The following is a 13135-nucleotide window of genomic DNA, read 5'->3' on the forward strand; positions in this document are numbered from 1 at the left end:
AGTGTGGACTACGCCCCGTCGGCCGGTCGCGCCGATGTCGGCCAGACGGCATGTGACCTTGGCCCCTTCGGGGGCGGGTGAGAAGGAGTGGTGGGTGCCGGAAAACGACCAGCCGAGGTGGCCCACGGGCGACGAGGACACCTCGTCCGCAACGGACCGGGCGACCTCCCGCCTCCCCCTGCCCAAGCGCGACGCGGGAGCCACCGCGCAGCTTTCCGTGCCGAATGTCACACCGGGAGACGGGCCGGGATCGTGGTTCCAGCCGAACGTCCCGCCCGAGGAGGTCCCCGGCCTCAACGCGCCCTCGGACGCTCCCGCCTCGCCTCCGGAACCGCCCCGGTCGAACCTCGCGGACCGGATGAGCGGCGCTTCGGCGGCCGCGCCGGCTGGTCGCGCGGAGGAGCCGAAACCGCAGACCCCATGGGTGCCGGTGGAGGGACCGACCCGGTTCGTGGCCGGGGTGCCGCGTCCGGGCGACAACGCGGGCCGTCCGGACGCCGAGGCGACGGTGCAGTCCTCGGCGGTCGATTCCGCGGAGGGCGCTGGGGAGAAGACTTTTCAGGTCTCCCAGCAGCAGCCGAGGCCGTCCGCGGAGGGGGCCGCGGAGCAGACGGTCCGGGCACAGCCGAACGTTTCGTCTGGTCAGCAGGAGTCCTCGCCCTCGTGGCAGGCCGCGCGGAAGCCGGGGAACTCACTGTTCGAGCCCGCTGGAGCCGGGTCTGGTTCGGGGGACTCAGGCGATGGGCAGGGGTGGAATCCGTTCCAGTCCGGCCAGCCTGGCCAATCCGCTGGGACCGGCGAGCCCGCCGGGAAGCCTGGGCAGTTCGCCGCCTTCCGGGACGAAACGCCTGCGACGGGCGACAGCAACCAGGGCTGGGCGGCGTTCCGCCCGATCGTCTCGCGGGACGAGCAGGGGGAGGAGCCGCCCAAGGAGGGCTGGACCGCCTTCCGCAACGACTCCGGTTCTAGCGAATCCGGTGCTGCTGGCTCCGGGCCCGCCGCGGCTGACCAGGGCCAGCCCGGTCGCGCTGAGTCCGGCGCTCGCCCGGCTCAGCCTGGCCGCGTTGGTGACCAGTCGCCGGAGAACTGGCCCGGTTCGTCCGGCCAGGCTCAGACCGGCCGAACCGGGGCGGAATCGCAAGAGAACCGGTCTGGCTTCCGGGGCGAGTCCAGCCCGGCCCACGGGTCCGCGGCCGCTCGCCTCAACCCGGGCCAACCTGGCGGTGCCGGAAACGAGTCGCCGGAGAACTGGCCTGCCAGCTCCAACCCGGGCCAGTCCGGCCGTGGCGGGGACGAGTCGCCGGAAAACTGGCCTGCCAGCTCCAACGCGGGGCAGCCGGGCCGTGCGGGGAACGAGTCGCCGGAGAACTGGCCTGCCAGCTCCAACCCGGGCCAGTCCGGCCGTGGCGGGGACGAGTCGCAGGCGAACCGGAACGAATCCGGAGCCGAACCGTGGTCGCAGGAGATCGAGATTCCCGTCCGCCCCGGGCTGCCCGAACCGCAGCCCGGCACCGTCCCGCCCGCGGGCGCGGGGCACGTGCGGCCGATGCGGATCGACCCGGCCGGTGGTCAGTTCCCGGCGGAAGCGACCGTCGGGATCCCGCGTCCGCCCGAGGGCTTCCCCTACGCACCTGAGGCGCAGCAGGGGGCGTCCGAGGCGACCATCGGCATTCCGGCACAGGCCGAAGGCTTCGCGGAACGCCCAGGTCCAGAGCAGATTCAGCCGCGCAACGCCGCGGAGCAGTACCCGCCGGAGCCGCCTGCCGGTGCCGGGCCGGTCCCGCCCGCAGCCGACGCACCGCGTCCCGAGGGGAAGAAGCCGCGCCGGAAGGTGCTGATCCTGGCGCTCGTCGTGCTGCTTCTGCTGGCCGCCGCTGGTGGCGCGTCGGCCGTGCCCGCCGTGTCCAACCGGCTCGGACTGCCGTGGGCGCCGAACGCGCCGAAGGGCAGCGAACCCGATCCCTCCGACGCCAGCCTCGCGCTGCACGGACCGGACACCTCCGGTCAGGGACCGTCCGCGAACGGCGTCGCCTCGAAGCTGTCGGGTCCCGCCGGTGCGGCGGCGCTCTCCCAGCTCAGCGGCAGTGTGATTGACCCGGCCAACGGCACCGTGCTGTGGGACCACGCGTCGAACACGCCGCTGACCCCGGCGTCGACCACGAAGATCCTCACCGTCTCCGCGGCGCTGCTCTCGATGGAGCCGACGAAGCGGATCTCCACCAAGATCGTCCAGGGCGCGCAGCCGGGCACCGTCGTCATCGTCGGCGGCGGCGACCCGTCGCTGACCGCGCTGCCGGTCGGCACCGATTCGCCGCTCTACCCGGGCGCGGCGCACGTCGACGACCTCGTCAACCAGGTCAAGAAGGCCGGCGGCAACGTCACGAAGGTCCAGCTCGACGCGAGCGCCTTCAGCGGTCCGAACACCGCGCCGGGCTGGGAACCGGGCGACGCGCCGTCGCTGTACGGCGCCCCGATCGTCCCGGCCATGACCGACGGCGGCCGCGGCAACCCGAAGGCCGACGAGACCATGCGCTCGGGCAACCCGGGGACCGCGCTCACCCAGCTCGTCGCGGACAAGCTCGGCGCGTCCCCGGCCGGGCCCGCCAAGGCTCCCGAAGGCGCGAAGGTGCTCGGCGAAGTCCAGTCGGCTCCGCTGCCGGACCTCGCGTACGCGCTGCTGCAGATCTCCGACAACGTGCTCGCCGACTCGCTCGGCCGCCAGGTCGCGATGGCGACCGGCGGGGAAGCGTCGTTCGCCGGTGCGTCCGCCGCGGTGAAGAAGGTGTTGGCAGACCACGGTTTCGACGTCAACGGCCTGCAGCTGTTCGACACGAGCGGACTGTCCAATCAGAACAAGGTGCCGGCCAGGCTGCTGGCACAGGTGCTCGCCGCGGCGGCCGGTCCGGACGGCAAGGACCCGAACACGCCGAAGCTGCGTCCGCTGCTGGCCGGTCTTCCGGTCGCGGGCAGTCCGGAAGGCACGCTGCACGGCCGCTACCACTCGGGCGAAACCCAGGGCGGCAAGGGCTGGGTGCGGGCCAAGACCGGCACGCTCACCGGCGTCAACACCCTGGCGGGGTATGTGCTCGACAGCGACAACCGCGTGCTCGCCTTCGCGTTCATGTCCAACGGCTCGGACAAGAACTCCGGGCAGGCGGCGCTCGACGTGCTGGCGACGGCGTTGCGGAGCTGCGGCTGCAAGTAGCCGGCACTGAGCCGACTCGCTGAACCCGCTCGGCTGAGCTGCCCACAAATCCGGGCCGGAAGGTAGCGTCGGAGGGGTGAGCCAGGAAACCGAGACCCAACGGCGGCCCATGGTCGACTGGGACCGGGCAGCCGCCACCGGCGCGCTGCTGGTGCGCGGCGGCCCGCAGATCGCCCGCGGCGAGGCCGACCGCGCGGTGGTCGACCTGCGGGAGCTGACCGCAGAGGCGGAGGACCACGTCCGCGAGCTGACCGGCCTCGGCCGTGACTTGCCGCTGCTGCCCGGCACCGTGGTGGACCGGCCCGGCTGGGTCCGGTCCGCGGCGTCCGGTCTCGGCGTGCTCACCGGCCGCGCGCTGCCCGCAGCGCAAGGCGGTCCGCTCGGCCCGATCCTGGCGTCCGGCGCGGGCGTGCAGACCGGACTGCTGCTCGCGTTTCTGGCGTCCCGCGTGCTCGGCCAGTACGACCCGTTCGGCGGGCCGGAGAACAAGGGCGAACTGCTGCTCGTCGCGCCGAACGTGGTGGCCGCCGAACGCGCGATGAAGGTTCCGGCGCGCGATTTCCGGCTGTGGGTCTGCCTGCACGAATGCACGCACCGGCTGCAGTTCACCGCGGTGCCGTGGCTGCGCGACTACTTCGCCGACGAGGTCGAACGGCTCGTGTCCGGCCTCGCGGAGAGTTCCACCGACGGGCTGGCCGAGCTGGTCGGCAGGCTGCCCGACGCGCTGCGCAATCGCGGCAAGGGCGGCGGCATCGCGGAGCTGCTGCAGTCGCCGAAGGAGCGCTCGGTCTTCGATCGGCTGCTGGCGATGTCCACGCTGCTGGAAGGCCACGCGGACTACGTGATGGACGCGGTCGGTCCGCAGGTCGTGCCCAGCGTCGAACAGATCCGCGCGCGATTCACCGCGCGTCGTCAGGGCGGCGGGCTTTTCGACCGGCTGCTGCGCGCGGTCCTTGGCCTCGACGCGAAGATCCGCCAGTACGAGGAAGGCGCGAAGTTCACGCGGCACGTGGTCGACGCGGTCGGGATGGACGGGTTCAACGCGGTCTGGCGTTCGCCGAACACGTTGCCGACCCGCGCCGAGATCGCCGACCCCGCGGCCTGGGTGCGGCGACTGCACGGGTGAGCGCGCTCGCCGCGGTCCGGAGGGCGGTCCGCGATTTCCTCGCGACGGTCGCTGTTCCCGGCGAAGTGTGCGTCGCGGTGTCAGGCGGCGCGGACTCCCTAGCGCTCGCTGAGGCGACGGCGTACGTCCTTCGGCATCGAGACGTCCGTACGCGGGCGCTCGTCGTCGACCATGGCCTCCAGGCCGATTCAGCAGTCGTTGCTGCCGAAGCAGCGACAGTCGTGAAGGGTCTCGGCATCGACGTCGTCGAAGTGCACGCTGTGCATGTCGTAGGCAAAGGCGGTCCCGAAGCAGCCGCGCGTGCCGCGAGGTACCACGCGCTGCGCGAAGCGTTGCCAGACGGCGAAGGGCTCGTATTGCTCGGCCACACCCAAGACGACCAAGCCGAGACGGTGCTGCTCGGTCTAGGCCGTGGCTCCGGACCGCGCTCACTCGCCGGAATGCGTCCGCACGATCCGCCGTGGGGCCGTCCGCTGCTCGGCATCACTCGCGCGCAAACCGTTGCGGCATGCGCAGAACTTGGCCTAGAGCCGTGGCAAGACCCGCACAACGCCGATCCACGCTTCACCCGCGTACGGCTGCGTACGGAAGCACTGCCGCTCCTGGAGGACGTGCTGTCGGGTGGAGTCGCTCCAGCTTTAGCCCGTACGGCCGCACAGCTGCGCGAGGACACCGAGGCGTTGGACACACTCGCCGCGCGCGTGCACGAGAGCGCGGCCCGCGAAGACGGCCTTGACGTAGCCGTGCTGGCGGCCGAGCCCGCTGCGCTGCGCAGACGGGTTCTCCGCAGGTGGCTGCTGGACTCCGGGGTCCGCGAGCTGACTGACGCGCACCTGCGTTCGGTCGACGCGCTCGTGGCCCGTTGGCGGGGTCAGGGCGGGGTGTGGCTGCCAGGCAACTTGGAGGCTCGACGGCGGCGTGGCAGGCTCTCGCTTGCCGGACCCGAACCCACCACCCGAGGGGAATGACGCGTGTACGAGGGCGAGATCGCCTCCGTGCTCATCACCGAGCAGCAGATCAAAGACAAGATCGCGGAGCTGGCGGCGAAGATCGCCGCGGACCACCCGGAAAACGGCCAGGGCGACCTCCTTCTGGTCGGCGTCCTCAAGGGCGCCGTCATGTTCATGACCGACTTCGCGCGGGCGCTTCCGGTGCCGACGCAGCTGGAGTTCATGGCCGTGTCGTCCTACGGGTCTTCGACCTCGTCGTCGGGGGTGGTGCGGATCTTGAAGGACCTCGACCGCGACATCGCCGGACGCGACGTGCTGATCGTCGAGGACATCGTCGACTCCGGGCTCACCCTGTCTTGGCTGCTGAAGAACCTGGCGAGCCGGAACCCGGCCTCGCTCGAGGTCGTCTCGCTGCTGCGCAAGCCGGAGGCCGTGAAGGTCGAGGTGCCGGTCAAATACATCGGCTTCGACATCCCCAACGAGTTCGTCGTGGGCTACGGCCTCGACTACGCCGAGCGCTACCGCGACCTGCCCTACATCGGCACGCTCGATCCGCACGTCTACACGTCCGGATAGTCCGGTTCGCGAGAAACCTTTCACGTCCGGAACCCGGAAGCCCGAAATCGCGTCATAGGGCTCGACCAGGTGCGTTAACCTATGCGAAGACCTATTGCCATGCGGACGAGTGACACCAGCCGACGGGCTGGTCCTCGCGCGGGGGAACGGAGAGAGGGCAGATGGGCAACAACAGCTCGGCGGATGCCGCGGCGTTCAAGAACGCCGCTGTCAACGGCCAGGTCGGAATCGACCCGGACGCCGCGCAGACCGTGCTGAAGAAGATCCGGACCGGTCGGGACGCGGTCGAAGCTCTCCTGAACAGCGCGGGCACGCTCGCGCAGCCGCCGAAGCTCGGCGCGAACCCGGTCGGCAAGGCGATGGCGACCAAGTTCGTGCAGCGCGCCGACGGCGGCGGCGACTCCTACTCGTCCGCGCTGCAGAACCTGCTCGGCCAGTACCAGGCGGCGGAAGAAGGCATCGTCGCGGCGATGGCCCGCTACCACGAGATCGACCAGTCCGCCGGCGACCCGTTCCGCAACAAGGCCTGACGTCCTAGGGGGATCACGCAGTCATGGCACCGAACACCAACACCTCGGCCCCGGGCTCCGTCCCGGACGGGTCGGGCTACAACACCTCGGGCTACAACACCTCCGGCTACGGCTCCTCGTCCTCGGTCCCCGCGGCAGGCTCCGCCGTCGCGATGGGCTCGAACTCGGCGGCCAACGACATCGTCGCGTCCGCGCGCAGCAGCTCCGGCGGCTTCGAGATCGGCGGCGACCGGGCCATCGGCAACCCGCCGAACTGGCAGTCGCAGGAAAGCCACCAGCTCTACGTCGGCGCGACCACGGACAACGACCCGGGCACCGCCGAGTCCACCGGGCAGCACTGGACCAAGCACGGCACCGAGCTGAAGCAGGCGTCCGACGACCTGTACAACGCGATCACCGAACTGGGCAACGTCTGGGTCGGGCACGGTGCGGCGGGTGCGCAGGGCGCGCTCGTGGCGATCGCCAACTCGGGCACGCAGGCCTCCGACGCCGCGCACACGATGGCCGACCGGCTCGCCCGGCAGGCCGCCGCGGCCGCCGAGGTCAAGAAGATGCCCGCCCCGCGCGACTACGACCCGAAGCAGGCCATGACGGCCGCGCTCGCCGGCGGTCCGGCCGCGCTGGCCGCGGACCAGAAGGCGCAGGCGGACGCCGCCAACGACGTCAAGGCGCAGCAGGTCGCGTTCTTCAACGCCTACACCCAGGCGATGAGCGAGGTCGACGGCTCCACCCCGAGCTTCGGCCCGGACTCGCTCGGCATGAAGCCGACCGCGTCGCACTTCAACGGCAACTCGTTCAACAACGTCAACAACATCGGCCACACCGACGGTCCGGGCGCGCTCGGTTCGCCGGCCAGCTTCGGCACGGTCGGCGCGCACGGCGCGGTCGGCGGCGCGGGGGTCGCCGGGCACGGCGCTCCGGCGCACGTCTCGGCCGACTCCGGCAAGTACGGCGCCTCCGGCTTCGAGGGCGGCCCGCTCGCCGGCGGTGCTGGCACCGGCGTGGGCGTTGGCGCCGGTTCCGGCGTCGGCGCGGCCCCGGTCGCTCCGGCCGCGCCCGCCAGCACGGGCGGCAGCGGCATCGGTTCCGCGCTCGGCCTCGGCGCCATCGGCGCGGGTGCCGGATTGGCCGGCGGCAAGCTCGGCGAGGGCAACCGCAGCGGTTCGCGCAAGGAGGAGGGCAAGACCTCCGCCGCGTCCGAGCACCAGAACGGGCAGAGCGCGGCGTCGGCGGCTCCGCAACAGCAGGGCGTCGTCCCGGCCGGCGGCACCATCGGCCAGTCCCAGGGCGGCATGAGCCCGATGGGCGGCGGCATGGGCGGCGCGGGCGCGCACGGCGCCGGCCAGGAGGACGAGGAGCACACGCACGCTTCGTTCCTCATCGAGCCGGACCCGGACGACGCGTTCGGCGCCAACCAGGCCACCCCGCCGCCGGTCATCGGCGCGTGGTCGGACGACGACAACTGACGCACTGCTCGCGGGCGCGTGACCGATCCGGTCACGCGCCCGCGAGCGTTCGCAAACACTCGGGGTAGGGGGTTGGTCGATGCCGAACGCGGAGCTGCTCGCGCCGATCGAGGTGGACTTCCTGTGGGAGTCGGCCGGTTTGGGCGAGCTGCCGTATCCGCTGCGGATCCGTTCGCACGGCGCGACGATGGACGAACGCTCGGCGCTGCGCACGCGCACGCTGGGCGCACTGGCCGACCGAGGGCTCGCGGACGACCGCGGCAGGGCCGCCTCGCACATCGAGGACTACTTCGGCATCCTCGCCTCGCCGGACGTCAGCCTCGACACCGTCCAGCTGCTCGACCCGAACGGCGAACCGCTGCTCGCGGTCGCGGGCAGCGCGAACGGCGACGGCCTCTTCGCCGTCCAGGACCAGCGCGGGCTGCACCTGCACCCGTGCGCGCCGGACGGCCTGGCCACGGCGATCATTTCGCTCCTGCCGGGCGCTCCGCGCGGTACCGAAAAATCGATCACCGTGCCGCTGGAGCAGCTGGTCGGCGCGTCCGGAGTCGACTTCATGCAGCGGCGCGGCAACCAGGTCGACGCCTCCGGCCGCGCGAGCGTCGACGAGGACCGCAAGGCACTCGCCCGGCTGCACGCCCAGCAGCGCCTGCGCGGCGGCCAGATCGGCGCGAACGCCCGCAACCGGCTCGGCGGACGCAGCCGTTCGACGGTGCTGAGCTGGTTCGACACCGAAACCGGCCGGTACTTCACCCAGGCCAGCCAGGGCCACGACGGACGCGACTGGATCACCATCGCCCCCGCCGACCCGGCGACGCTGCGGCACCGGCTCGGCGAAATGCTCGCCGGGGTGGCCGACCAGGCCAGCGCGGGCGCGTTCTGACCCGCTCTGCCTGACCTGCGCTGACCAGCCCCGGGGTTGCGTGGCTCGGTTCCTGCGAAAGGTCCGTGAGGGGAACCCTGAGGGACTCTGAGTCCCTCAGGGTTCCCCTCACGGACCTCGCATCGCGGGCATCGCGCGCTGGGTCCGTCGACCTGGGGCGAGAACCCCCGCGCGCTACTGGCCGCTTGAAGACCACCGATCCGGCGCTACGCTGGGCCGGGAAATCGTTGACCGGAGGGTGAGCAGCACCGGATGCACCAAGAGTTCTTCTCGCCGCTGGCATTCGACTTTCTGTGGGAGTCGGCGGAGCTGGGCGAGCTGCCCTACCCGCTGCGCGTGCGCTCGCACGGCGCTACCGAGGACGAGCGCGTCTCGCTGCGGCACCGGGTCGACATCGAGCTGAAGGCCCGCGGCATCCGCGATTCGCGCGGCCGGCTCGAGCCGGACATCGAGGACTGGCTGACGCTGCTCGCTCGCGCCCCGCACTCCATCGACGCGCTGCACATCCCGCAGTTCGAGGCGCATCCGGTCGCGTTGCTCGCCGCGGGCGACGAGCGCACCGGCGTGGTCGCGATCCAGGACGCGGACGGCATCTGGCTGCGCGAGACCCAGCCGGACGCGCTGGTGTCCACGATCGTCGAACTGCTGCCGGGCGGTCCGCGCGGAAGTGAGGCGTCGGTCACCCTTCCGCTGGACGAGGCATTGCACACCCAGCCGATCCGGGTTCCGGTCGCCGCGGGCGGCGGCCAGTCCGAGGAAAAGGGCGGACGGCGGGCGAAACGCCAGTCGCTCAGCGAGCGCGCCACCGTCGATCCGCGCGAGAGTTACGGGCTCATCGCGGGCCAGCCCCGGCTGCGCGGCGGTCAGCTCGCCGCGAACAGCCGATCCCAGCTGGGACAACGGCAACGGTCCCGGGTGCTCGGCTGGTTCGACACCGCCACCGGACGGTATTTGAGCTTGTCGAGGGCGGGTTCGGACGGCCGCGAATGGGTCACCGTCGCGCCGGCGGACCCGGCGACGCTGCGGAGCAGGCTGGGTGAAATGGTGGCTTCGGTGGCGGTCGACACCCGGTAGCCGGGTGACGTGTCGTCCCGGAACGGGAACCCTCGCGCGGGATTGGCCGTTGACCTGCGAGAGGCTCGCCAGGCTTCCCCGCCCGCCCGGACGGTACCCTGGTGGGACGGGTGCCTTGTGGCACCCACGGGTTGTCAAGATCGCGATGGCGGGTATCACAAGAGCCGCCCAACCAGGGAGGGTCGAGGCCGCAAGGGCCGAGTCGTATGAACCGGAAGAGCGTGCTCAGGAACCCACTGCTGTGGATCGTCGCGGGGTTGCTGGCGGTGTTCGCCTACAACACGATCTTCGACAGCGATCGTGGCTACACCCAGGCTCCTATCTCCACGGCGATGCAGCAGGTCAAGGCTGGACACGTCAAGGAAGCGAGCCTCGAGGACAAGGAGCAGCAGCTCAAACTGCTGCTCACGCAAAAGATCGATGTCGACGGCCAGCAGACCGACCAGGTCGTCGCGCAGTTCCCCGGCGGTGCGACCGACGACATCTACAAAGAGCTCCTCGGCGCGAACGTCGGCAACCAGGCGAACCATCCGATCAAGTTCACCACCAAGGTCACCCAGCAGAGCCTGCTGACCCAGATCCTGATCTTCGCGATCCCGCTGGCGCTGGTGCTCGGCCTGCTGATGTGGATGATGAACAACGCACAGGGCGGCGGGAACCGCGTCCTGAACTTCGGCAAGTCGAAGGCGAAGCAGCTCAACAAGGACATGCCGAAGACGACCTTCGGCGACGTCGCGGGCGCTGACGAAGCGGTCGAAGAGCTGTACGAGATCAAGGACTTCCTGCAGAACCCGGCGCGCTACCAGGCGCTCGGCGCGAAGATCCCGAAGGGCGTTCTGCTCTACGGGCCGCCCGGCACCGGCAAGACGCTGCTCGCGCGCGCGGTCGCCGGCGAGGCGGGCGTGCCGTTCTACACGATCTCCGGTTCGGACTTCGTCGAGATGTTCGTCGGTGTCGGCGCCTCGCGCGTTCGCGACCTGTTCGAGCAGGCGAAGCAGAACGCGCCGTGCATCATCTTCGTGGACGAGATCGACGCGGTCGGCCGCCAGCGCGGCGCCGGCCTCGGCGGCGGCCACGACGAGCGCGAGCAGACGCTGAACCAGCTGCTGGTCGAGATGGACGGCTTCGACGCCCGCGGCGGCATCATCCTGATCGCGGCCACCAACCGCCCGGACATCCTCGACCCGGCGCTGCTGCGCCCGGGCCGGTTCGACCGGCAGATCCCGGTGTCCGCGCCGGACCTGCTCGGCCGCAAGGCGATCCTCGAGGTGCACGCCAAGGGCAAGCCGATCGCGCAGGGCACCGACCTGACCGGGCTGGCCAAGCGCACCGTCGGCATGTCCGGCGCGGACCTGGCCAACGTGCTGAACGAGGCCGCGCTGCTCACCGCCCGCGAGAACGGGCACGTGATCACCGACGTCGCGCTCGAGGAATCGGTCGACCGGGTGGTCGGCGGTCCCGCGCGCAAGAGCCGGATCATCTCCGAGAAGGAGAAGAAGATCACCGCCTACCACGAGGGCGGGCACGCGCTCGCCGCGTGGGCGATGCCGGACATCGAACCGGTGTACAAGCTGACGATCCTGCCGCGCGGCCGCACCGGCGGGCACGCGCTGCTGGTGCCGGAAGACGACAAGCAGCTGATGACCCGGTCGGAAATGATCGGCCGGCTGGTGTTCGCGATGGGCGGCCGCACGGCCGAGGAACTCGTGTTCCACGAGCCCACCACCGGTGCGTCCTCGGACATCGAGCAGGCGACGAAGATCGCCCGCGCGATGGTCACCGAATACGGCATGAGCGCGCGGCTGGGCGCGGTGAAGTACGGCCAGGAGCAGGGCGACCCGTTCCTCGGCCGGTCCGCGGGCCGCCAGGCCGACTACTCGCTCGAGGTGGCGCACGAGATCGACGAGGAGGTGCGCAAGCTCATCGAGACCGCGCACACCGAGGCGTGGCACGTGCTGAACACCTACCGCGACGTGCTCGACAACCTGGTCATGGAGCTGCTGGAGAAGGAAACGCTGCAGCGCAAGGACCTCGAGCGGATCTTCGCGACCGTCGAGAAGCGCCCGCACATCACCGTCTTCAACGAGTTCGGCGAGCGCACGCCGTCGGACAAGCCGCCGATCAAGACCCCGGGCGAGCTGGCGATGGAGCGCGGCGAGCCGTGGCCGCCGCCTGGTCCGGAGAAGGAAAAGCCCGCGCTGCAGCCCGCCCCGACCCCGGTCGGCACGGCTCCGGGAGCGGGCGAGCTTCCCGGCGGGCCGCCGTACCAGGCTCCGGACCCGAACGCGAACCCGTACGCCCCGCCGGCCAACGGCGGACGTCCGGCGGGCGGGCCGAACGGCGCCGGCCGCTGGGGCCAGCCGTATGGTGGTCAGCAGCAGCCGGGCGGTCCGGCAGGCGGCGGCTACCAGCCCGGTGGCCCGGGCGGTGCGCAGAGCGGACCGCCGAACTACGGGGCGCCTCCGGGCTGGACCCCGGCGACGTCCCCGGGCGGCCAGCAGCCGTGGCGCCCCGCCGAAGACCGTCCGCGTGAGCAGGGCTGGTTCGCCGACGGCGCGAACGGCCAGCAGCCGGACGAGGGGCAGCATCGGCGTGACGTCGACGGATCAGACAAGCAGTAAAGACGGCATCCGCCCGGTCTTCGATTCCGACCGGGCGGAGCGCGCCGTTCGTGAGCTGTTGCTCGCCTGCGGCGAAGACCCGGATCGGGACGGTCTCCAGGACACCCCGGCCCGGGTCGCTCGCGCTTACCAGGAGATGTTCGCCGGCCTCTACCTCGACCCGGACGAGGTGCTGGCGCGGACGTTCGACGAATCGCACGAGGAACTCGTGCTCGTCACGGACATCCCGATGTATTCGACCTGCGAACACCATTTGCTGAGCTTCCACGGAGTAGCCCACGTCGGCTACATCCCGAACGGCGAGGGCAAGGTCACCGGCCTGTCGAAGCTGGCCCGGCTCGTCGACCTCTACGCCAAGCGCCCGCAGGTGCAGGAGCGGCTCACCTCGCAGATCGCCGACGCGCTGGACCGGAAGCTGGAGCCGCGCGGCGTGATCGTGGTCATCGAGGCCGAGCATCTGTGCATGTCGGTGCGCGGGATCCGCAAGCCCGGGTCGCGGACCACCACGTCGGCGGTGCGCGGGATGTTGCGGTCGTCGGCGACGTCGCGCGCCGAGGCGATCGAGCTGATCCGGGGGCGCCGGTGATCCCCCGGCCGGGGCGCTGCGCCGTGATGGGCGTGCTGAACGTGACGCCGGATTCTTTCTCCGACGGCGGCCGGTACCTCGATCTCGACCAGTCGCTGGAGCACGCGCGCGAGATGTG

The 13135-nt window shown here is 71.3% G+C and carries 11 protein-coding genes; all 11 read left to right on the plus strand.

Annotated features, from left to right (window positions below; translation table 11 throughout):
- Positions 1-94: 94 nt before the first annotated feature.
- On the plus strand, positions 95-3205 hold the full coding sequence (gene dacB / locus D0D37_RS47585) for a D-alanyl-D-alanine carboxypeptidase/D-alanyl-D-alanine endopeptidase (RefSeq protein ID WP_244223790.1): 3111 nt from the start codon (positions 95-97) through the stop codon (positions 3203-3205).
- Positions 3206-3314: 109 nt separating this feature from the next.
- Positions 3315-4331 (plus strand): zinc-dependent metalloprotease, encoded by a 1017-nt coding sequence (locus D0D37_RS35150; RefSeq protein WP_116204892.1) that lies wholly within the window; start codon positions 3315-3317, stop codon positions 4329-4331.
- A complete protein-coding gene (gene tilS / locus D0D37_RS35155) occupies positions 4328-5299 on the plus strand; it encodes a tRNA lysidine(34) synthetase TilS (RefSeq protein WP_116204893.1) in 972 nt (323 codons plus the stop codon). Before D0D37_RS35150 ends, tilS begins: the two co-directional genes overlap by 4 nt.
- Positions 5300-5302: 3 nt before the next feature.
- Positions 5303-5857 (plus strand): hypoxanthine phosphoribosyltransferase, encoded by a 555-nt coding sequence (gene hpt / locus D0D37_RS35160; protein ID WP_037369179.1) that lies wholly within the window; start codon positions 5303-5305, stop codon positions 5855-5857.
- A gap of 161 nt (positions 5858-6018) precedes the next feature.
- On the plus strand, positions 6019-6387 hold the full coding sequence (locus D0D37_RS35165) for a hypothetical protein (RefSeq protein WP_067576922.1): 369 nt from the start codon (positions 6019-6021) through the stop codon (positions 6385-6387).
- Between the two features lie 152 nt (positions 6388-6539).
- Positions 6540-7853 carry a hypothetical protein gene (locus tag D0D37_RS35170; RefSeq protein ID WP_116204900.1) on the plus strand — a complete coding sequence of 438 codons (1314 nt, stop codon included), beginning with the start codon at positions 6540-6542 and terminating at the stop codon, positions 7851-7853.
- A 79-nt stretch (positions 7854-7932) separates the two neighbouring features.
- Positions 7933-8736, plus strand: a complete 804-nt coding sequence (locus D0D37_RS35175) for an ESX secretion-associated protein EspG (protein ID WP_116204894.1) — start codon at positions 7933-7935, stop codon at positions 8734-8736.
- Positions 8737-8988: 252 nt separating this feature from the next.
- Complete coding sequence (locus tag D0D37_RS35180; protein WP_116204895.1) at positions 8989-9810, plus strand: ESX secretion-associated protein EspG; 822 nt, start codon at positions 8989-8991, stop codon at positions 9808-9810.
- Between the two features lie 206 nt (positions 9811-10016).
- A complete protein-coding gene (gene ftsH, locus D0D37_RS35185; RefSeq protein WP_116204896.1) occupies positions 10017-12431 on the plus strand; it encodes an ATP-dependent zinc metalloprotease FtsH in 2415 nt (804 codons plus the stop codon).
- Positions 12403-13017: a GTP cyclohydrolase I FolE gene (gene folE, locus D0D37_RS35190; RefSeq protein ID WP_116204897.1), complete on the plus strand. Its 615-nt coding sequence runs from the start codon at positions 12403-12405 to the stop codon at positions 13015-13017. The genes ftsH and folE overlap by 29 nt, the downstream gene beginning before the upstream one ends.
- A gap of 26 nt (positions 13018-13043) precedes the next feature.
- On the plus strand, positions 13044-13135 hold a 92-nt coding region (locus D0D37_RS35195), incomplete at its 3' end, for a dihydropteroate synthase (protein WP_162834619.1).

The organism is Amycolatopsis circi, from assembly GCF_003385235.1.
Lineage (GTDB): Bacteria > Actinomycetota > Actinomycetes > Mycobacteriales > Pseudonocardiaceae > Amycolatopsis > Amycolatopsis circi.